Below are 20,928 nucleotides of genomic sequence, written 5' to 3' on the forward strand. Positions count from 1 at the left end.
CGTTGCCTCAACAACAGATATTAATATACCAGAATTTTCGACACTGTGCAAGTGTTTTATTTGAAAAAGTTTTAAAAAGAGTGGTGGGAGGTATTTTAGTGCAGCGGACAAGCTAGAATGCAAAAAGAAAACCGCTAGATCAAACGACCTAGCGGTTATGGGATGGGCAGACAGGGGCTCGAACCCTGGACCCACGGATTAAGAGTCCGTTGCTCTACCAACTGAGCTATCTGCCCATGTAATTCTCTTTGTGTCTCTCAACAACAGATATAAATATACCACCATATGAAAATGAATGCAACACTTTTTTGAATAAAAAACGTTTTTTTCATGACGAACCTGAAATTAACGTTGATGTAAAAAGAAAACCACCAGATCAAATGACCTGGTGGTTATGGGATGGGCAGACAGGGGCTCGAACCCTGGACCCACGGATTAAGAGTCCGTTGCTCTACCAACTGAGCTATCTGCCCATAATTCTTTTCGTTGCCTCAACAACAGATAATATAATAACAAGTATATGAATGTTTTGCAACCCTTTTTTGTAAAATAAATGTTTTCTGTTTCTGAAAGATTACGAAAACATTGTAACATGCTACAATAGTTACAAGATACCCGCCACTGGGAGGATAAAGAACAGATGAGTAAAATTTTAGTCGTCGATGACGAAAAGCCAATTTCAGATATTATCAAGTTTAATTTGACAAAGGAAGGATACGACGTTGTCGTGGCCATGGATGGTCAAGAGGCGTTGGATCTTTTTGAGAGCGAAGAACCTGATCTAGTTTTGCTAGACCAAATGTTGCCTGAGCTTGAAGGAACCGAAGTCCTACGCCAAATTCGCACGAAGTCACAAACGCCCGTTATCATGGTAACAGCCAAGGATTTAGAAATCGATAAGGTTTTGGGTCTTGAGATGGGTGCTGATGATTATGTTACAAAGCCATTCTCAAACCGAGAGTTGTTGGCACGTATCAAGGCTAACTTGCGCCGCCAAGCGCCAGTTGCTGGTCAAAATGTCATGGATGATAGTGGGGATATCAAGATTGGTGCCCTAACGATTCACCCTGACGCATATATGGTATCTAAGAACGGTCAAGATATTGAATTGACACACCGTGAGTTTGAATTGTTGCACCACTTGGCTAAGCACATTGGTCAAGTTATGACGCGTGACGATTTGTTGCAAACGGTTTGGGGTTACGATTACTTTGGGGACGTTCGTACGGTCGATGTGACGGTGCGTCGTATTCGTGAAAAGATTGAAGAAACGCCAAGTCACCCACAAATTTTGATGACACGTCGTGGTGTCGGTTACTATTTGAAGGCTTCAGAAGAATAAAGCAGACTGGTTAGTGCCGTGCCGATTGGCATGGCGCTATTTTTTTAATTGAATTTGGGAGTATTAAAAACGCGATGGCAGATTTTGAAGAATTGACAGAGCAAAAAAGGTGGCGGAAGTTTTTTTCTTCAATCCATTTTAAAATTGCGTTGGTATTTACGCTGACGCTGTTAGTAACGTTGGAACTGGTCGGGGCATTCTTCGTTAAACGTTTGGAACAACAAAATTTGGCAACGTTTAGAACGCAAATCGCGTTGCCGGCTTATGTGAATGATTCGCTAACACAGCAATTGATTAGCACAGACCAAACGAAGGCGAATAGTGATATCCACACTATTCTAACGTCAATTAACAATGCCTCAATTTCAGAGATTGAGGTAATTGATTCATCAGGTATTATTCGCGGTACGAGTGATATCAATGCTCAAGATGAAGTTGGGCAAAAAACAACCGATGCTAACGTTAAGGCAGCACTGGCTGGTGGGAAGTACACCAAGAACCCGATTGAAGAACGTTCTGGTGTTCGTTATCAGGTGGTTGTAAAGCCGTTGGTAAGTTCGTCGGGTGGAGAAAGTAACATTGTTGGTGTTGTTGAAGTGCGCGCAAGTCTTGAAACGACGTATGACAACTTGAATCACATCTCGTTGATTTACTTCTCAGCATCATTGTTAGCGGTGGTCTTGGGTGTGGTCATGGCCGTGATTATTTCACGTAGTTTGACGAAGCCGATTGCCGAAATCAATGATCGCACCACGCGCATTGCGCAGGGAGATTACTCCGGTGGTATTTTGGTTCGTTCAAACGACGAAATTGGGCAATTGGCTGAAAATGTTAATGCGTTAGCGGTTCGAATCGAAGAAACGACGAACTCAACTGAGTTTGAACGCCGCCGTTTGGAGTCCGTGTTGGAACACATGACTGATGGCGTTATTGCCACCGACCGTCGTGGAAGCATTAACATCATTAATACGGCTGCGTTGCAAATGACGGGTATGGAAGACAGCAATGTGGCCTTGGGTCAATCAATTTTGGAAGTTTTGCAAATTGCTGATCGTTATAATTTGCGTGAGTTGCTTGATAACCAAGATGAATTGTTGCTCGATTTCAGTAACGATGAACGTCAATTGATTATCCGTGCTTACTTCAGTTTGATTCAGCGCGCATCAGGGTTCATTTCTGGCCTGGTTATCGTGCTACACGACGTTACTGAGCAACAGCGCATCGAAGAAGAGCGTCGCCAATTCGTTTCGAACGTTTCACACGAATTGCGCACGCCGTTGACTTCTGTAAAGTCATACGTCGACGCGTTGCAAGAAGGCGCGATTGAGGATCCGGAAGTTGCCAAGAGTTTCTTGGCGGTTGCCCAAGACGAAACAACCCGTATGATTCACATGATTAACGACTTGCTTGAGCTATCACGAATGGACTCGGGTACGATGAAGTTGGAGACGGAATACGTCAACGTTGGCGAATTGTTCAACTACATTTTGAACCGATTCGATATGATTATTGCGAATGATGATAAGCCTGAAAAGTATTACACAATCAAGCGCGAAATTACGGATTCGCAAATTTGGGTTGAGTTGGATACATCGAAGTTCACCCAAGTTGTGGATAACATTATGAACAATGCCATCAAGTATTCACCTGATGGTGGTGTTATTACAGCTCGCATGATTGATCGTAAGACTGAGGTTGTGCTAAGCATTACTGACCAAGGTTTGGGAATTCCGAAGAAGGATTTGGGTCACATTTTTGACCGTTTCTTCCGTGTTGATAAGGCGCGTTCACGTGCCCAAGGTGGAACTGGTTTGGGCCTTGCCATTTCAAAGGAAATTATCGAACGCTTTGGCGGTAAAATCTGGGTAGACTCTTCTGAAGGTAAGGGGTCAACGTTCTCAATTTCATTGCCATATGAAGCTTACGATCCAGCGGAAGACGAGTGGGATGATGGTGAATGGGATGATTAATCGACTACATTATCGTTTCAAAGTACTATTCCGTCGTTTTGGCTTAGTAGTGATGCTGATTCTGGCGATTGGTATTAGTATCGCATTGTCAGTTAGTTTGTGGCGTAGTCCGGGACGTGACTTAAATCATGATAAAAGTAATGCGGATGCGACGCAGCAAGTGGTTGCCTCAAAGTCTTTAACGGACCTATATGGGTTTGATCAACTGGTGTACAACGAAGATAATGTGCAATATTCAGTTATTGATTATCGCCCGACGACCACGAAAATGATTAAGCGTTTGACGACCTGGGAAGTTGGCGATTATACAAAGCAAAAGCTGACGGACGCTGAATACCTCAAAACATTGTCTAAAAAGGGAACTGTATTGATGAGTTTCCCTGATGCCGTTGCAGGTGGAGTAGTTAATCAACTGATGACGAACGATGTTGATTTGCCGGCCAATGCTGAAATCAATCGCATTCGGGTGCCGCAAGAGTCTAAGAACGAAATATTGTTTATGGACGATAAACATCGGACGATTTATCGGTATGCGGTTAAAAATGCTGCTAAGTCGTTAGACAGTTTTAAGATGAGTGACGAACGCGTGAAGGTTAAGTTTGAACTTAACGGTAAGCGTGTATTGACTGATGCGCTCGAGTCAGTCTCATTACGTTCATATAGCTATCTGATGGAAACGAATGCAACGAATAATTATTTGTCCGCGCTCTTTGCCGGTACGACGACGCCAAGTGCAAATCGCAACGGCAATACGTTGACGTACAATGACGGAGTATCACGGCAAATGACGGTGGATACGGTTTCTGGTGTAGCGAAGTATGACGCATATGATGTATCTGATTTAGGTAAGACGTTTAATCAACGTATGGCTAAGGGGTATGACTGGTTGGTTCGAATCCACCAAATTCCTGACAATATTTATTTTTTTGAAAGTCATGACATGGGACGTCACTTGATTTATCGTCTTTATGTTAATGGACTACCAATTTTCAACCAAACCGCTTACGGTACGGTTCAAATGAAGCAACACGATAGTCGCCACCAAGAAATTGATTTTTCACAGTATTCATTGCAAGTGCCGTTGCCAGCGGACAATAATGTTCGCGTGACGCTGCCGACCTCGGATGAGGTGATTAAGAAATTGGCTGGCGCTGGTGTGCCAAAGAAGTCGATTACGAATATGGCTTACGGTTATCGCTGGGTGTCAGATACCAATCAAAATATCGTGACGTTGCAGCCCGAGTGGTACTTTGAAGTCGGCAACACCTGGCAAGCGGTTAATGATAAGCTAGCTGAGAATCAAGGAGGAGCGAACTGATGGATTTCAAAAAAATCTTAGCGACTTTCTTAGTGGTTTTTGTGGCTATCGATATCTTTTTGGCTTTCCAATGGTTCCAAATTCACCAACCAGCCGCAAATCCAACGGCAACGGAAAGTATCCTATCAGAAATGAAGAGCGATGGCATTCAGGTTGGTGAGTTGGACACTGATTCTCAAACTGGCGCCTATATTGGTGGGCAAGATGGCGATGAATTTCTTAAGGCTAATATGGATAGTTTAGACAAGCGCTGGTCAACCAAGCTTACGGGTAAACAACTAACGGCAACGTTAGATAAGCCGGTGTTTATGGGAACGTCCCGATCAGATGTACGCAAATCGCTACAAAAGTTGGTTGACGACAAAACGCAAGTGATTGCGGGTGCCCAGTATGTGTATGATGCAAAATTGACGGAGTATGCGAATAATGATTCGGATAATTCGGCAATGGTGGTCTATACGCAGAAAATGACGAACCGACGCCAATTTATGACGTCACGTGCGCAAATCAGATTCTTGTTGGATAAGAATCACGATTTAAAGGGATATACCCAAACATACGTTTCGAATGCCCAAGTGTTGCGTGATTCAACCACGTTGATTTCGGAAGAAAAAGCGTTAATTGGCGCTTATCAATATAATGAAATTCCAAATAATGGTAAGTTGAATTGGAGTCACATGGGATATGCACCACTGACGACAGTTGGTGATGATACGATTTTTGTACCAGCGTGGATTTTTTCGGTGACGGATGGTACTGGCAACACGACGTTATTACGAATCAATGCGCTGAATGGCGCCTTAATGAAATAATGACGTGTTAGAATAGATAACGACGAAACGCCACGTGACTCTTTTGTCATGTGGCGTTTTTTCTTTGTAGATAATAAAAAAGAATGGGGATGGCAGAAATGGCAAGTGATTTTCATGTGTCAATGTTGGCCTCTGGCAGTAAGGGAAATGTTACGTACATTGAAACGCCGACACATAAGGTGCTGGTTGATGCTGGTTTATCGGGTAAAAAGATTGATGGGTTGATGAATCAAATCGGTCGGTCGTTGACGGATGTTGATGCTTTGTTTGTGACACACGAACACAGTGACCACATTGCAGGTGTTGGTGTGTTGGCACGCAAGTATGGCTTTGACGTCTATGCAAATGCGAAGACGTGGGATGCGATGGCGGGTAAGATTGGTAAAATTAAGCCAGAGCAGATGAATATTCTGGAAGCAGGTCAGACAAAGCTGTTTGGTGACTTGGATGTCGAGAGCTTTAGTGTTTCTCACGACGCGGCTGACCCGCAGTTTTATGCATTCCATCACGACAATAAGACGTTTGCGATGTTGACGGATACAGGTTACGTTAATGACCGCATTGTTGGCACAATTCGGAATGCCGATGCTGTGTTGATGGAAGCGAACCACGATTATGAAATGCTGCGTATGGGTGGTTATGCTTGGAATTTAAAGCAACGCATTTTGAGTGATCAAGGGCACCTGTCCAATGAAGACGGTGCATTGGCGTTGACCGAAATTTTGGGAAACCGGACGAAGAATGTTTTCTTGGGGCACTTGAGTCAAGAGAATAATCAAAAGCCATTAGCTCATTTGACGGTTCAATCAGTGCTGGAAGAACATGACTTTGGGGTTGGACATGATTTCAATCTGTTTGATACCGATCCGGCGCAGGCAACGAAATTATTGGATATTTAAGAAAGCTTTCTTAAGACGTCTTAAAGGGATAGCCGTTACAATATGAGTAAATAATCAGAGATAATATGGAGGGGGTTACCCATGATTGAAAATGAAAAACGTAGTGGTGGCAAGTCATCAACGATGAAAATCGCAATTGTTGGTTTGGTAGCTGGTTTGATTGGTGGTGGTGCGGCAGCAGGGGGAGTTGCCTACTTGAACAACTCAGGCATGCTGGCACCATCAACGGTGACGACCGGCAAGACGACGCCGGTTAAAGTTAGCAATTCAAATGTGAAGGGAACATCTGACGCAACAAAGGCCTTTAACACGGTTTCAGGTGCGGTTGTATCAGTGATTAACTTGCAGAAGCAACAATCATTGGGGGATTCAATGTTTGGCGGCTTGACGAGCGATTACGGTAATAGCTCAAGTAAGGATAGCGACTCTTCGGATTTGCAAACAGCGTCTGAAGGATCTGGTGTCATTTACAAGAAACAAGGTGGTGTGGCTTACATCGTGACGAATAATCACGTGGTAGCTGGTTCAAACGCATTGCAAGTTTTGTTGAGTGACGGTACAAAGCTGACGGCGACATTGGTTGGAACTGATGAGCAAACCGACTTGGCGGTCTTGAAGGTGGATTCAGCTAAGGTGTCTGAAGTGGCGGACTTTGCTGACTCATCAAAGATTGAGCCAGGACAATCAGTGTTGGCAATTGGGTCACCATTAGGGTCTGAATATGCAACGTCAGTAACTGAAGGCATTATTTCAGCAACCAAGCGTGAAGTTGATGCCACGGATGAGAGTGGTAACTCACTTGGTAAGGCGACGGTTATTCAAACTGACGCAGCCATTAACCCAGGTAACTCGGGTGGACCGTTGGTTAACCTAGCTGGTCAAGTAGTAGGAATCAACTCGATGAAGCTGGCATCATCATCTGACGGAACATCTGTCGAAGGAATGGGATTTGCAATTCCATCAGATACGGTTGTAAGCATCATTAACGAATTGGAAAAGAATGGTAAGGTGGAGCGCCCTGCACTTGGTGTGACGATGGTTGACTTGAGCAATGTCTCAACGTCTGATCAATCGAGTGTTTTGAACTTGCCAACTAGCGTTTCTGGCGGTGTTGTGGTGATGGGCACGACTGATGGTTCAGCAGCTGCTGAAGCTGGATTGAAGAAGTATGATGTCATTACGAAGATTGATGATACCGACATTACGGGGTCTGGTGATTTGCGTGATGCCTTGTATAAGCACAAGGTTGGCGATACTATCAAGATTACATACTACCGCGATGGTAAGGCAAAGACGGTTGATGCTAAGTTAACGAAGACAACGAGCTCATTAACATCATCATCTGAGTCAAATTAGTCGGGAAAAATGGAAGGGACTACCTAGGTAGTCCCTTTTTTGCAACACTTAGCTTATGATTTGTTAGTTCTGTTAACTAATTGAAACACTTTTTTTACACGTTGTTCACACGGATTAGATATATTATACATATCCGCTGTTCCTAGTGGATTTCATTACTCCCCAAAGTACATGAAGCGTTACATATTTCCCCAAAGTATGTAACACCCCCCTCGCTGGTTGCGATAGTAGCCGGCGGCGGACCATCGTTGCGTTCCCCCTCTTGCACGATGGTCTTTTTTTATGCCAAAAATTAAGCCTCGCTAATGAGTTATTGCATTGGCGAGGCTTTTTCGTGCTACTTTTCAAAGTGAAGCTCAAGTGAATAATCACCTAGCAACGTTTCACCAGCGAGTAGTGAGTAGGCGACGTTAATGTGACCGAAATCATCAGTAAGGACGGTTTTCAAATCATTTGTGCGGACATCAATTGACATTGAGCCTTGTGGCGTGACATAACGCGTTGGAATTGTAGCGTCCGTTGCGAACTGCAAGCGCACGTCGCTTTGACCAGAACGCTTTAATGATACTTCACCAGCTGGGGTCAACTTGAATGTAACCGGCGTTTCTAAACCTGCTTGGTGTTCGATGTAACGTAGGTACAACGTTTCGCCCATGGGGGTGATGGTGCCAGCTTCTTCGAACGTAAATGTCTCTTCGTCACCTTCTTGACGGATGACGGTAGTTAATTTCAATGTTACTGGATATCCATTGGCTGAATCTGCCATACAAATTTCCTCCTTCAATAAGCCTATTGCTTCTATTATACAGGTATTTCTAGGTTATAATGTAAGTAACGAATCAGTAGTTCGGAAATAGGGAAGGAATCAAGGTTCGACTTATGACGACAGAAGTAAAGGAAAAGGTCTTTCGTGACCCGGTACATAATTTTATTCGTGTCCAAGATCAAGTTATTCTTGATTTAATTGGAACGTCTGAATTTCAACGACTACGACGAATTAAGCAATTGGGCGTAGCTAGTGCCGTTTTTCACGGCGCTGAGCACTCGCGTTTTTCACACTCGCTAGGTGTGTATGAAATTGCACGTCAGTTTGCTGACCATTTAGAAAAGTTTTATCCAACTCAGGAACCGGGTGATGGGTTGTGGGATCCAAGTGAGCGTTTGTTGCTGTTAACGTCAGCTTTGCTTCACGATTTAGGTCACGGCCCATACTCACACACGTTTGAACACATTTTCAATACGGATCATGAGTCGTACACACAACAGATTATTTTGTCGCCGGAGACTGAGATTAATCAAGTTTTGCGACAAGTGGCACCTGATTTTCCGGCTAAGGTAGCGAGTGTTATTGGTAAGACTTATGAAAATCCACAAGTGGTGCAATTGATTTCTAGTCAAATTGACGCTGACCGTATGGATTACTTGTTGCGCGATGCCTATTACTCTGGTGCGACGTATGGTGAGTTTGACTTGGCTCGTATCATTCACGTGATGCGTCCATACAAGGGTGGGATTGCTTTTGATCAAAAGGGAATGTATGCCGTGGAAGATTACGTGGTGTCACGTTATCAAATGTACGTGCAGGTTTATTTCCACCCAGTGTCACGTTCGTTTGAAGTGCTGTTGCAGCACTTGCTAGAACGCGCAAAGTTTTTATACGATGAGAGCAAGACGGATTCACGAATTTCAACGAGTTTCATCTCACCAGCGCTGATGCCGTTGTTTGCTGGCGACTTTACACTCGCCCAATACTTGATGCTGGATGATTCAGTCATGTTGGCTAACATTAGTGAGTGGCGTTTAGCAGATGATGCGATTTTGGCAGATTTGGCAACCCGTTTCTTGGACCGTAAGCCGTTGAAGTCAATTTTGATTGAGGATTCAGCGCGTGGCTTGCTACCAGCGATTACAAAATTAATTGCATCGGCTGGTTTTGACGAACGTTATTACACTGCTGAAAACGACAGTTATGACTTGCCATATGATGCGTATAATCCAAGTGATAAGAAACCACGTACACAGATTGAAATGATGCAGCCGGCGGGGGAGCTGTTTGAACTATCAACGCAAAGTGCATTGGTGGCAGCGATGACTGGTCGCATTTTCGGAAACGCCCGCTTCTTCTTCCCGCGTGAGATGATGAATACGCAAGCGGTTGATGATGTAATGGCACCGTTGTATGCTGAATTCCAACGTTACGTGCACAACGAGACGTTGGTAACGCCGAGTGAAAAATAAGGGGAATAAAATATGGCAATTAAGTTGATTACGATTGATATTGATGACACGCTAGTTAATACAGCGAAGCAAGTGACACCACGTGTGAAGGCGGCGCTACAAGAAGCAACCGCGCAAGGTGTGAAGGTTGTTTTGACGACAGGTCGTCCTTTGCCAGGAGTTCAAGAATATTTGGATGAGTTGGGCTTAAATCACCAAGATGATCAATATGCGATTACGTACAATGGTGGTGTTGTGCAGACGACTAATGGGGAAGAAATTGGTGGTAAGGAACTAGCTTACTCAGACTACCTACGTTTGCGCGAGGTTGCCGATGAGTTGGGCGCTTACCTGCAGGTTGAAACGATTGATGCCGCTTATACGTCAGCCAAGGAAATTAACTACTGGGCTAGTCGTGAGAACTTTTTGATTAAGATGCCATTATTCATCAAGCCGGTCGATGAAATGGACCCAAATGATCACTACGTCAAGTTTATGTTCATTGGGGATGAAGCTGACATTGATGCTTGGCGAGATGCTTTGCCAAACGACGTTAAGGAAGCATACTATATTGTGAAGTCAACGCCACAACACTTGGAGTTCATGCATAAAGACGCGACGAAGGGGAGTGGCTTGTTGACGTTGGCAGATAAGTTGGGTATTGATCAATCTGAGACGATGGCTCTCGGCGATCAACAAAACGATATCACGATGATTGAGGCGGCCGGACTGGGCGTTGCAATGGGAAACGCTGTCCCAGAAGTGAAGGCGGTAGCTGACGTCGAAACAACGACACAAAACACGGATGGTGTTGGTGTGGCTGTTGAAAAGTGGGTTTTGGGACGTGATGTACCAGAACTAGCTTAATTTCCGAAGAATAACATTTGCCGAAACGGCTGAAATATTGTAAGATAAGACATTGAGTAAGACCGCGAAAGGACGTGCAGTGATTTGGCATTAACACAATTTGACGGCCAAAATAAGGCTGAGCTTTCAATGATTGAAGTTGCTCGTGCGATTTTGTCTGACCGTCATGACACCATGGCGTTTAACGACTTGTTGAATGAAGTACAATCATTCACTGGTAAGTCAGATGAAGAGATTCGTGCGCGCTTGGCACAATTCTACACTGATTTGAATATTGACGGTTCATTCATTTCATTGGGTGATAACATGTGGGGACTACGTTCATGGTACCCAATCGACTCAATTGATGAAGCCGTTCACTTGGATCTTGAAGAAGAAGAAGGTCAACCAAAGAAGAAGAAGCGTAAGAAGATCAACGCCTTTTTGGCAGACGTTGCGGATGATGACGATGTTATCGACTACAACGATGATGATCCTGAAGACGACGACTTCGGTGAAGTTGAAGACGAAGACGAGACGGCAGCTGCTGATTCAGACGATGATGATGCAGATGACGACGATGATGACGATTTATCAGATGATTTCGGTAATGACGAAGTTGCTGGTGGTATCGGCGAAGAAATCGGTGGCATTGCACCAGTCGATGACGACTACGGTTCAGGTGACATCGAGCGATAATATTATCGATAAAAAAGCGAGCAGTGATGCGCGCTTTTTTATTTTGCAAAATAACGGCGAGTTAATGCCGACAATTTTATTTATATTTTTCAAAAAAGTTAGTTGAGACAGGCGGAACAACTATATAAGGAAGTACATCACAAATTAAAATTCAGGCGTATAACATAGTTTTTGTAATAAATACTATATTTTCCACATATATTTGGAGGGGATACGTCATGGAACGTAAGAAGATGTACAAAGCAGGTAAGCAATGGGTAGTTGCTGCCGCTATTTCAGTTGCTGCTATGGGTGGCGCAACGGTTGTTGCTAACGCAGATACTGTAACGCCATCTGCAGATCAACCACAAGGTGTGATGGCTTTGAGTGCACACCACCACCGTCACCACTATCAAACACCAAGCACAGAACCTATCGCTGCGCCACAAAACTCATCAGCGATGGTGCCAAACACACCAGCACCTGAGATTCAACGACCAGACACACAACCAGCCGCAGCTCCAAAGAGCATGGAAATGGTAGTGCCAAATGATCCGGTTCAATATCAAACTGCAGATACGCAACCAGCTGCTGCGCCACAAAACTCATCAGCAATGGTACCAAACACACCAGCTTACGAGATTCAACGACCAGACACGCAACCAGCCGCAGCTCCAAAGAGCATGGAAATGGTAGTGCCAAATGATCCGGTTCAATATCAAACTGCAGATACGCAACCAGCCGCTGCGCCACAAAACTCATCAGCAATGGTACCAAACACACCAGCTTACGAGATTCAACGACCAGACACGCAACCAGCAGCAGCCCCACAAAGCAATGCGGAAGTAGTGCCAAATGATCCAGTGCAATACCAAAAGGCAGACACGCAACCTATTGCTGCACCACAATCAAAGTCAGATATGGTGCCAAACACACCAGTGCAAGCTGCTAACAAGCACCACAAGCACCACAACAAGCACCACAATCGTGCAGTGTCAGACTTTTGGGTAGAAATCACGGAGACGCGTCACAACTTTTACAATGGACGCCACCACCGTCACCACTACCAAAAGGCAGACACGCAACCAATCGCAGCGCCACAATCAAAGTCAGACATGGTGCCAAATACACCAGCGCCTGAGATTCAACGCCCAGATACACAACCAGCGGATGCGCCAAAGAACATGGCGATGGTAGTGCCAAATGATCCAGTGTACTACCAAACAGCAGACACGCAACCAATCGCAGCGCCACAATCAAAGTCAGACATGGTGCCAAATACACCAGCGCCTGAGATTCAACGCCCAGATACACAACCAGCGGATGCGCCAAAGAACGTGGCAATGGTTGTTCCAAACGATCCTGTGTACTACCAAACAGCAGACACACAACCAATTGCAGCACCTGAATCAAAGTCAGAGATGGTGCCAAACGCACCAGCTGGAATGAACGTTGATGAAAATGGTAATATTACTGGTTCAGTAGCAAACGAGCCGGCTAATGTTGTGAAGAACGCCGATGGTAGTGAGTCATGGACTGGAAGTGTTGAAAACGATCCAGCTGGAACTATTACTAACGCTGATGGAAGCAAGACAGTAACTAACTGGTTCAGTAGCAAACGAGCCGGCCAACGTTGTGAAGAACGCTGATGGTAGCGAGTCATGGACTGGAAGTGTTGAAAACGATCCAGCCGGAACAGTTACTAACGCCGACGGAAGCAAGACTGTGACTGCAGTAGTGCCAAACGATCCAATGCAATACCAAACAGCGGACACGCAACCAATCGCAGCACCACAATCAAAGACGGATATGGTGCCAAACGAACCAGTTACGTCAGCTGATAACCACGACCACGATGCTAACGGAAACGCTAACGTTGATAACAAGGACAATGGTAAGGATGTCACTGTTGACACTAAAGATAACGGTGAGACTACCTCAGTTGATACCAAGGATGCCGCAACAAACAACGGTGAACTTGTAAAGACTGCCGTTGCATCATCAGATGCATCAATGACTGCCCCTGCCGCATCTGCTAACTCAGCAGCTGCTAAGACGATTGCTTCAGCCGCAACCGTTGCATCATCAGCAAAGCACGTTGACTTGCCAGATACTGCTGCAACTGCTAAGTCAAACGCTGCATTGACTGCCTTTGGTGTACTAGGTGCCCTAGGTGTTGCAGCTGTCGCTTCACGCCGTCGCGGTTAATTTTCGGATTTTTAGAATCGAATTTTAGATAATTAAAAGACGTCAATTTCTAACAAGAATTGACGTCTTTTTTGGCAGGAGAGTGAGTAGATGGAATTTTACGCATTGGATCGCATTATGCTACAAGATGGTAGAACGGGCGTTATTGATAAGGTAGATGAAGAAACTGTCTATGTGCTGCTTGATGACACGTTAGTTTATACGCCTGTTCGGCAGGATGAAATCAAAAAAATTCTGCCCCACAAAAAAGAAGATTTAAGCTTTAATGACGACAACGCTTTTCAAGCAGTCAAACTTGGGGGGAAGTACCCGTGGAACATGACATACATCGAATTAATTGATTATTATAACCGGGTGCTATGCGTACCATTTGAAAAAGTAGAGTGCATGATAAAGCCTTATTGGCCATCGGCACACACAAATGATGTGACGCCGATAGGATTGACGGGCATGTTTTTGAATGAAGAGGCGACGTTTGTTGGTCCCGTTCGTATTGGTGAAGTGACTGAAACGACACGATTTGGCAAGCTGGTGCATCTGCCAAACCGGGGGACGTGGATTATTTCACGGGTCGGTCAGGTGCCGATGTTAAATGATGTTGCGTTTATGATTCGAACGCCAAATGTGTTGGGAATGTCGATTACATCTTATGAAACTGAGCAGGTTTATGAAATCACGCCGTCGCCAATAAAAGTCACGATGGGGCAATTGTGGTATGTCTATTTAGGTGTTATTCGACAGTTGAACCAACGGGCAGACTTAACGGGCCCGTTGGTTAAGGGCTATCACATTGCGGGTAACATTGCTGAGTCACTTAAAGTGATGGCATATGTATTGCGAGAGTTAAGGTGGACGTATCGCCTGAAAGATATTAATTAAATAATCGCCGTTTGGATTATTTTTAAAATAGCAAATTAATTAACAGGTATTTTTGTAAACTTGAATTTACAATTCAAGTGCAACACTAAGCTAAATAAAAACTGACTCATAATGAACCAGCGTAAAATGTAGTTTGTCTAGAACATACAGAACGCGAGGAAACATTATGAGTCATTATCATCAGCTTACCGCATTTGATCGCGGACGTATAGAAGTTTTACTCAGAGAAGGGTTGTCAATGCGTAGCATTGCAAAAGAAATTGGTAGAAGCGCTTCGACAATCTCTCGTGAGATTGCCCGCTGTGTTGGCTCAACTTATGAAGCTGAGGATGCCGATCAAAAGCACATGCTTGCTCGAACGAAGTCGCATAAACACCGAAAGTTAGATAACACTGAACTGCGAGAACTAGTTATATATGGAATCAATCAAAAACATTGGTCGCCTGAACAGATAGCTGGTCGACTAAAGATATCAAAAGGTCATACGATTATTAGCGCAAATACAATCTACCGAGCGATTTATAGAGATAACTTGGGCCAGCCGGTGAAAAGTCACAAAGCTCGGGGCATTGCTCGTGCGCTTCGGCATAGAGGAAAAACTCGACATACTAAAGGTCATGTCGAGCGTCGAGGTAAGATTAGAATTCCAAATACGATTGACGAGCGACCTGCAGAAGCAGGTTGTCGCTCTCGAATTGGAGATTGGGAACTGGACACTGTTATTGGCCGTAAAGGCGGTCAAGTATTGGTCACAATGGTTGATAGGAAGACCAGAATATTACTTTCAAAACGAGCGGCATCAAAGAAAACCGTCGATGTTATGAGAATCATAGGTTCAATGCTAGATTCCCTTCCAACTAGTCAGATACAGACTTTAACTCCAGACCGCGGAAATGAATTCAGTGCGCAAGATGAGATAACAAAGAAATTCGATGTCCAGTTTTACTTTCCTGATCCCCACGCTCCATGGCAACGTGGGACCAACGAAAATACAAATGGGCTAATCCGTGAGTACGTCCCTAAAGGGACTGCAATCGAAGATTATTCAGACGAATACATTGAACAAATGGTTGAGCAAATTAATAGCCGACCTCGAAAGCTTTTCGGCTGGAGATCGGCTAAAGAATATTATTTATCTCAAGTGTTCCGGTTGAATTGACAATTCACCAAAAATAAAAAACCCAGCCTAATGATAGTTTTTCACACCTTATATAAAATAATCATATAGAGAGAAAAAAGGTGTGATAAACTTCCCGAATGTAAGTGAGATTTCCGGGATTAAGAGAGGAATTTTGGTATGGCTGGGATTGATACGCCAATTTTGAACGCGGTACGTAAGGTTATAGAGTTAAAGCACATTTCTGTCCGGGATATTTTGCAACATACGGCCATTTCTAGTGGCCGCTATTATACATTTATCAATGGGCAAGGTGACATTACGGTGCATAAGTTGCATGCCATTTTAAAAACATTGAATGTGGGATTAGCTGAGATTGGTATGTATATGCCACATGAGGAAATAGAACAGGACCTGACACTTGATCAAATGATGGCTGCGATTGAAAGCTATCGTCAGACGCGATCGGTGACAGAAATTATTGCGTTAGCGAAAAATAGCGATGAATGGGGCGTTGCGACGCTGCCTGAAGAAATGATTATACGGTTGAAGCCAGTATTGATGGACTTACTACGTCGAACTGAGAATTACACATTGGCCGAGATAAAGGTCGTATTGCTGTATTTGAATTATTTTACGTATGACGATTTACGTGAACAATATAAGAAGTTGCGACGCGGCCTTCGCTTGCAAATTCAGCTAAGCGAAGAACATGGTGGCGCCATTCGCCATGAAGCGGTTCAAGTTATTGGGATGTTGCTTTTTGAGTTGATTGTTATGCATGCTGAGCATGGGCAACGTGCACGTATGGATGAATTGGTGGCCATTTTTTACAGCATGCAGGTCAAATCGGATGATTGGACAACGGCAGTTTTGCGTGAAGTCATCAATGTCATTCGACTAGTTATTGCAGGGAAACAGTCACTGGCAAAGCAAAAATATGATACGGTACGTGAGATGATTCAAATCTTCCAACCTAAAGAAAACTGGCCTTACTTTGAACGTGTGATGGGCGAGTCTTTTGAATCGTTTACGTTACAGTTTTTATGGGTGGAATTGGAGGATAATCATGGAATGGCTATTGGGTAAGCGTGAACATCAGAAGTTGCAGGTTGTCCGCTTTTTATATCAACAAAACAAAACAAGTGTGCCTCTGATTGAAGTTGAGCGTCATTTTAACGTCTCTAAATACATGGCAAAGACTTTGCTCACCGAAATCGTTGCGGATGAAACCAGGTTCGGCATCGTGAATACGGCGGCTTTGAAGTTTGAAGACAAGGGTGGCATGATTTCATGGACACCTGGCTATCAAGTTAATATCATGCGTTTGGAGTATTTTTATACGATTGAATCGCACGCCTTAGCGATGCTGATTCGTGGTATGTCAGATAGCCCAATTTCGGCAGCCACTTTCGCGGACCAACTTGACATTGCAGGTAATCATCTCGTAGCTGATCGAACGCTGTTGAATGATCGATTGGCAGGCAGTGGCGTATCGGTGAGCAGCAATATGCAATTGGTTGGTAGCGAATCAACTATCCGAATTATGATGTATCGTGTATTGGCGGATATTGTTGAAACTGAAGCCGATTTAACACGCTATTTTCCTGAACAAATATTATCTTTGACTCGTCAGACGGTGGCCTTTTTTGAGGGGAACCATGTTGTGAGTCTGAATAACGTGCAACGAATGCGATTGTTTGTTTTCTTAGGCGTCTCGATTACACGACTACAATCAAGTCAAACAATCGATCGAAATGAAGCAATTAGTAATATATTTGAATCGACAATCGAACATGATGATGAGTTGAAGATGCCTTATCGCACGTTGCGCGCAATTGTATTACGCTATCGTCGTTTGATGCCAGAATGCTTAGATGCAGAAGCTAATTTTGCAATGGGTGTTTTGATGACAGATGCGATTTTGCATGGCAATATGATGAATCACGCAACGCCAGCGCTCAGAGAGATGTACAATGTTGTCTTTCAAAGTGTGCAGACAACCTATCGTGAATTTTTTAAGGAAGAACTGCCGGAAAGCCAAAATAGCAGTTGGCCATTGCTGTTGATCCAGCCGGTGGTTGTCTTAATGTTTTTACGTCGCATTAATTATCAAGCTGAGGACGGCATGGCAACGGGGCACACCTTGTACCCGACATATAAATTGTTTACGCAAAAAGTGCTCCGTCATGTTGGTTTGGCTTTTGATGAGCAGACAGACACAATTTTGCGCCGGATGGAGATTGATTTCTATAATGCATTTTTGCAAGCCTTGCCACGTGAAAAAATGTTGCCAACGATTCGAGTGCGCCTGGACTACCAAGACAATCTTCTGGCGCAACATATTCAACGCATGATTATGACAACTGAAATGTTAAACGTGGTCTTTGTGACGGATGAAGCAGAGACGCCAGACATCGTGATTGCCGATCGATTAACGATGTCAGATGAAACGACACTGTTTGTGTGGCCGTCTTCACCGTCATTTGCTGAGTACGACATCTTCCTGCACACGGCGACAAAGAAGATGATGGCGATATTTGAAACACAAATATATTAGTTGTCCTAAATAGGTGAAACGTTTTTGCAAACCTTCTTAAACTAGCGTACACTAGTACAGTTGCTTTTTATTAGTAACCGCGAGAGAGTCCTCGCGTAACAAAGTAAACTGAAGAAAGAGGTTTTCATGATGAATGAACCACAAAAGACGCCATCATTTTCTTGGGCGCACGTTGCAAAGATTTTCAAGCCATCTTGGTACGTTGAACAAATGCGAGGGTGGGCATTGCCATCTTACTTGTTGTTGATGTTCGGTTTTGGCTTTTTGATTAGTCAAACGATTGCTAACCCGATTACGGGGATGGCTATCTGGACGTTGGCAGCTGCATTGTTGGGCTTTACAACAACGCTAGCTATTACCAATGCTCGACCAATCAATGGTATTTTGGGATTGATTTCAGCCCTTGTTTATATCGGGTTGGCCCTAGATGCTGGTAATCCTGCCGATGCAGTTTTGCAATTCGTTTATATTATTTTGTTGGATTTGCCAGTTATTTTGATGCCATCGTGGTCAGAAAACGTTGCGACACGTGTGCGTAAGCTGAGCGAAGTGAAAGAACGCGGTGAGAAGATGACCTTTGCAAAGACGCGTACGTTCTTTGTTTTGGTATTTATTGTTTCTTACATTGCGCTTTACTTCTTTGATGTCTATGTGACGCACTCACCACGTCCAATGATTGACGCTGGGGCGGCAGCCATTGGTATTACGGGTGCGGTTTTGACGACATTGCGCTTTTCAGAGGCCTACTACATGTGGTTCTTGCAAGGTATTGCCCAAGTTATTTTGTGGGGTGTTACAGCCGCTCAAGGGGATGCCTCATTGGTCTTGTTCTTCACGTACATGTTGTACATGGGAAACGACTTGATTGCCTTCTTTGCTTCACCTTGGTTCAAGAAGAGCATGCGCATTGCCGATCACGACTAATAATTTGTAACTAAAAGTTGACAATTTCTGGAATTGGTGTATTATTAAGTTCCGGGCTCTTGTATTAGTTTACAAGACGTAATCAAAGTTGATTAACGCTCCCAAGGCTATAATAGCATTGGGAGCTTTTTTATTTTTTATTGCTCCTGCAAACAGAACTCGGAGGATTGTTTTTATGACAGCTAAGTACGTCTTTGTTACCGGTGGTGTTGTTTCATCATTGGGTAAGGGTATCGTCGCAGCATCATTGGGTCGCTTGTTGAAGAACCGCGGCTTCAAGATTGCCGTACAAAAGTTTGATCCATACATTAACGTCGACCCAGGAACGATGTCACCATACCAACACGGTGAGACTTTCGTTACTGATGACGGTTTGGAAACTGATTTGGACTTGGGACACTATGAGCGTTTCATCGACATTAACTTGAACAAGTACTCAAACGTTACGTCAGGACGTGTGTACTCTGAAGTTTTGGCTAAGGAACGTCGTGGTGACTATGATGGTGCAACTGTTCAAGTTATCCCTCACATCACGAACGCTTTGAAGGAAAAGATGATGCGCGCCGCTGAGACAACGGACGCCGACATCGTGATTACTGAAGTTGGTGGTACGGTTGGTGATATCGAATCATTGCCATTTATTGAAGCTTTGCGTCAAATGAAGCGTGAGGTAGGTGCTGAAAACGTTGCCTACATCCACACGTCATTGATTCCATACTTGCGTGCCGCAGGAGAGATGAAGACGAAGCCAACGCAACACTCAGTAGCTGAGTTGCGTTCATTGGGTATCCAGCCTGACATGTTGGTTGTCCGTACTGAGCAACCAATCACGCCAGAAATGCGTGAAAAGTTGGCTTTGTTCACAGACGTTGCACCTGAAGCTGTTATCGAGTCATTGGACGTTGATATCTTGTACGAAATTGCATTGAACATGCAAAAGCAAGGTATGGACGATGTTATCTTGAAGCGTTTGGGATTGACGGCTGAACCAGCCGACATGACTGAATGGACAGCCATGATCGAAAAGATCCGCAACTTGAAGAAGAAGTTGAAGATTACGTTGGTTGGTAAGTATGCTGATTTGCAAGACGCATACATTTCAGTTAACGAAGCTTTGCGTGCCGGTGGTTACGCAGTTGATGCTGATGTTGAAATTAACGCCATTAACTCAGAAAAGGTTAACGACGAAAATGTTTCTGAATTGTTGGCCGATGCCGACGGTGTTATCGTGCCTGGTGGATTTGGAGCGCGTGGAACTGAAGGTAAGATTTCAGCTATCCAATTCGCCCGTGAGAACAATGTGCCATTCTTGGGCGTATGCTTAGGAATGCAATTGGCCTCAGTTGAGTTTGCTCGTCACGTCCTTGGATACGACGATGCTAACTCAATCGAATTGAACCCAGAGACGTCAGCACCAGTTATCGCCTTGATGAACGACCAAAAGGAAGTAACGGATCGTGGTGGTACTTTGCGTCTTGGTTTGTACCCAGCTGACTTGAAGGATGGTACGTTGACGAAGGACATTTACGAGGGTCAAGATGAGATTCAAGAGCGTCACCGTCACCGTTACGAATTCAACATCGACTACCGTAAGGAATTTGAGGATGCCGGTATGGTCTTCGCAGGTACTTCGCCTGACGATCGTTTGATGGAAATTATTGAGTTGCCAGAGAATGATTTCTTTGTGGCTGCCCAATACCACCCAGAATTCTTGTCACGTCCATACCGTCCAGAACCTTTGTACGGTGCCTTTGTGAAGGCTGCGTTGGATAAGAAGGAAGCTTAATTATAGAACTTTAAAA

Annotated in this window: 18 protein-coding genes and 2 tRNA genes; 17 read left to right on the plus strand and 3 right to left on the minus strand. The window is 44.2% G+C overall.

The features are described 5' to 3' along the window. Positions 1-163 precede the first annotated feature (163 nt). Positions 164-236 (minus strand) — tRNA-Lys (locus OIT45_RS06725). A 164-nt stretch (positions 237-400) separates the two neighbouring features. Further along, positions 401-473 (minus strand) — tRNA-Lys (locus OIT45_RS06730). A gap of 167 nt (positions 474-640) precedes the next feature. Between OIT45_RS06730 and yycF the strand changes: the two genes are divergently transcribed. The 6 genes from yycF to OIT45_RS06760 all read left to right on the plus strand — a co-directional run bounded on the left by yycF (position 641) and on the right by OIT45_RS06760 (position 7,697). Continuing rightward, positions 641-1,342, plus strand: a complete 702-nt coding sequence (gene yycF / locus OIT45_RS06735; RefSeq protein ID WP_264339943.1) for a response regulator YycF — start codon at positions 641-643, stop codon at positions 1,340-1,342. A gap of 74 nt (positions 1,343-1,416) precedes the next feature. Beyond that, positions 1,417-3,312, plus strand: coding sequence for a cell wall metabolism sensor histidine kinase WalK (walK, locus tag OIT45_RS06740; RefSeq protein WP_199404747.1), 1,896 nt, complete (start codon positions 1,417-1,419; stop codon positions 3,310-3,312). Beyond that, positions 3,290-4,630, plus strand: coding sequence for a YycH family regulatory protein (gene yycH / locus OIT45_RS06745; protein ID WP_264339944.1), 1,341 nt, complete (start codon positions 3,290-3,292; stop codon positions 4,628-4,630). The genes walK and yycH overlap by 23 nt, the downstream gene beginning before the upstream one ends. After that, positions 4,630-5,442 (plus strand): two-component system regulatory protein YycI, encoded by an 813-nt coding sequence (locus tag OIT45_RS06750; protein ID WP_199404745.1) that lies wholly within the window; start codon positions 4,630-4,632, stop codon positions 5,440-5,442. Before yycH ends, OIT45_RS06750 begins: the two co-directional genes overlap by 1 nt. A 98-nt stretch (positions 5,443-5,540) precedes the next feature. After that, positions 5,541-6,341: an MBL fold metallo-hydrolase gene (locus tag OIT45_RS06755; RefSeq protein ID WP_135798676.1), complete on the plus strand. Its 801-nt coding sequence runs from the start codon at positions 5,541-5,543 to the stop codon at positions 6,339-6,341. Positions 6,342-6,422: 81 nt separating this feature from the next. Beyond that, positions 6,423-7,697 (plus strand): S1C family serine protease, encoded by a 1,275-nt coding sequence (locus tag OIT45_RS06760; protein WP_135798477.1) that lies wholly within the window; start codon positions 6,423-6,425, stop codon positions 7,695-7,697. 337 nt (positions 7,698-8,034) lie between these two features. On the opposite strand, the gene OIT45_RS06765 is transcribed toward OIT45_RS06760, so the two are convergent. Further along, positions 8,035-8,463 (minus strand): DUF1934 domain-containing protein, encoded by a 429-nt coding sequence (locus OIT45_RS06765; protein WP_135798476.1) that lies wholly within the window; start codon positions 8,461-8,463, stop codon positions 8,035-8,037. A 113-nt stretch (positions 8,464-8,576) separates the two neighbouring features. On the opposite strand from OIT45_RS06765, the gene OIT45_RS06770 reads away from it, so the two are divergent. From OIT45_RS06770 to OIT45_RS06820, 11 genes are all read left to right on the plus strand, one after another. After that, entirely contained in the window at positions 8,577-9,935 is a 1,359-nt protein-coding gene (locus tag OIT45_RS06770) for an HD domain-containing protein (RefSeq protein ID WP_135798475.1), read from the plus strand. Between the two features lie 12 nt (positions 9,936-9,947). Then, complete coding sequence (yidA, locus tag OIT45_RS06775) at positions 9,948-10,781, plus strand: sugar-phosphatase (RefSeq protein ID WP_199404744.1); 834 nt, start codon at positions 9,948-9,950, stop codon at positions 10,779-10,781. An 84-nt stretch (positions 10,782-10,865) separates the two neighbouring features. Next, a complete protein-coding gene (gene rpoE, locus OIT45_RS06780) occupies positions 10,866-11,459 on the plus strand; it encodes a DNA-directed RNA polymerase subunit delta (RefSeq protein WP_264339946.1) in 594 nt (197 codons plus the stop codon). 218 nt (positions 11,460-11,677) lie between these two features. Further along, positions 11,678-13,087 (plus strand): KxYKxGKxW signal peptide domain-containing protein, encoded by a 1,410-nt coding sequence (locus OIT45_RS06785; protein ID WP_199404743.1) that lies wholly within the window; start codon positions 11,678-11,680, stop codon positions 13,085-13,087. After that, a complete protein-coding gene (locus OIT45_RS06790; protein ID WP_199404742.1) occupies positions 13,074-13,646 on the plus strand; it encodes a hypothetical protein in 573 nt (190 codons plus the stop codon). Before OIT45_RS06785 ends, OIT45_RS06790 begins: the two co-directional genes overlap by 14 nt. Before the next feature lie 90 nt (positions 13,647-13,736). After that, complete coding sequence (locus OIT45_RS06795) at positions 13,737-14,525, plus strand: hypothetical protein (protein ID WP_199404741.1); 789 nt, start codon at positions 13,737-13,739, stop codon at positions 14,523-14,525. A gap of 166 nt (positions 14,526-14,691) precedes the next feature. Next, a complete protein-coding gene (locus OIT45_RS06800) occupies positions 14,692-15,684 on the plus strand; it encodes an IS30 family transposase (RefSeq protein ID WP_264329956.1) in 993 nt (330 codons plus the stop codon). A gap of 138 nt (positions 15,685-15,822) precedes the next feature. Then, complete coding sequence (locus tag OIT45_RS06805; protein ID WP_199404798.1) at positions 15,823-16,731, plus strand: hypothetical protein; 909 nt, start codon at positions 15,823-15,825, stop codon at positions 16,729-16,731. Continuing rightward, on the plus strand, positions 16,712-18,202 hold the full coding sequence (locus OIT45_RS06810) for a hypothetical protein (RefSeq protein WP_199404799.1): 1,491 nt from the start codon (positions 16,712-16,714) through the stop codon (positions 18,200-18,202). Before OIT45_RS06805 ends, OIT45_RS06810 begins: the two co-directional genes overlap by 20 nt. Positions 18,203-18,331: 129 nt before the next feature. Beyond that, entirely contained in the window at positions 18,332-19,126 is a 795-nt protein-coding gene (gene pnuC / locus OIT45_RS06815) for a nicotinamide riboside transporter PnuC (RefSeq protein ID WP_199404806.1), read from the plus strand. Between the two features lie 175 nt (positions 19,127-19,301). Next, positions 19,302-20,912: a CTP synthase gene (locus OIT45_RS06820; protein ID WP_135798469.1), complete on the plus strand. Its 1,611-nt coding sequence runs from the start codon at positions 19,302-19,304 to the stop codon at positions 20,910-20,912. Positions 20,913-20,928 lie beyond the last annotated feature (16 nt).

This window comes from Weissella sp. LMG 11983, assembly GCF_025908495.1.
Lineage (GTDB): Bacteria > Bacillota > Bacilli > Lactobacillales > Lactobacillaceae > Weissella > Weissella fermenti.

Bases quoted from the DNA above. Each gene is read 5' to 3' on its own strand.
- yycF (WP_264339943.1), top strand. From the start codon at position 641: ATGAGTAAAATTTTAGTCGTCGATGACGAAAAGCCAATTTCAGATATT.
- walK (WP_199404747.1), top strand. From the start codon at position 1,417: ATGGCAGATTTTGAAGAATTGACAGAGCAAAAAAGGTGGCGGAAGTTT.
- yycH (WP_264339944.1), top strand. From the start codon at position 3,290: ATGATGGTGAATGGGATGATTAATCGACTACATTATCGTTTCAAAGTA.
- OIT45_RS06750 (WP_199404745.1), top strand. From the start codon at position 4,630: ATGGATTTCAAAAAAATCTTAGCGACTTTCTTAGTGGTTTTTGTGGCT.
- OIT45_RS06755 (WP_135798676.1), top strand. From the start codon at position 5,541: ATGGCAAGTGATTTTCATGTGTCAATGTTGGCCTCTGGCAGTAAGGGA.
- OIT45_RS06760 (WP_135798477.1), top strand. From the start codon at position 6,423: ATGATTGAAAATGAAAAACGTAGTGGTGGCAAGTCATCAACGATGAAA.
- OIT45_RS06765 (WP_135798476.1), bottom strand. From the start codon at position 8,463: ATGGCAGATTCAGCCAATGGATATCCAGTAACATTGAAATTAACTACC.
- OIT45_RS06770 (WP_135798475.1), top strand. From the start codon at position 8,577: ATGACGACAGAAGTAAAGGAAAAGGTCTTTCGTGACCCGGTACATAAT.
- yidA (WP_199404744.1), top strand. From the start codon at position 9,948: ATGGCAATTAAGTTGATTACGATTGATATTGATGACACGCTAGTTAAT.
- OIT45_RS06785 (WP_199404743.1), top strand. From the start codon at position 11,678: ATGGAACGTAAGAAGATGTACAAAGCAGGTAAGCAATGGGTAGTTGCT.
- OIT45_RS06795 (WP_199404741.1), top strand. From the start codon at position 13,737: ATGGAATTTTACGCATTGGATCGCATTATGCTACAAGATGGTAGAACG.
- OIT45_RS06800 (WP_264329956.1), top strand. From the start codon at position 14,692: ATGAGTCATTATCATCAGCTTACCGCATTTGATCGCGGACGTATAGAA.
- OIT45_RS06805 (WP_199404798.1), top strand. From the start codon at position 15,823: ATGGCTGGGATTGATACGCCAATTTTGAACGCGGTACGTAAGGTTATA.
- OIT45_RS06810 (WP_199404799.1), top strand. From the start codon at position 16,712: ATGGAATGGCTATTGGGTAAGCGTGAACATCAGAAGTTGCAGGTTGTC.
- pnuC (WP_199404806.1), top strand. From the start codon at position 18,332: ATGAATGAACCACAAAAGACGCCATCATTTTCTTGGGCGCACGTTGCA.
- OIT45_RS06820 (WP_135798469.1), top strand. From the start codon at position 19,302: ATGACAGCTAAGTACGTCTTTGTTACCGGTGGTGTTGTTTCATCATTG.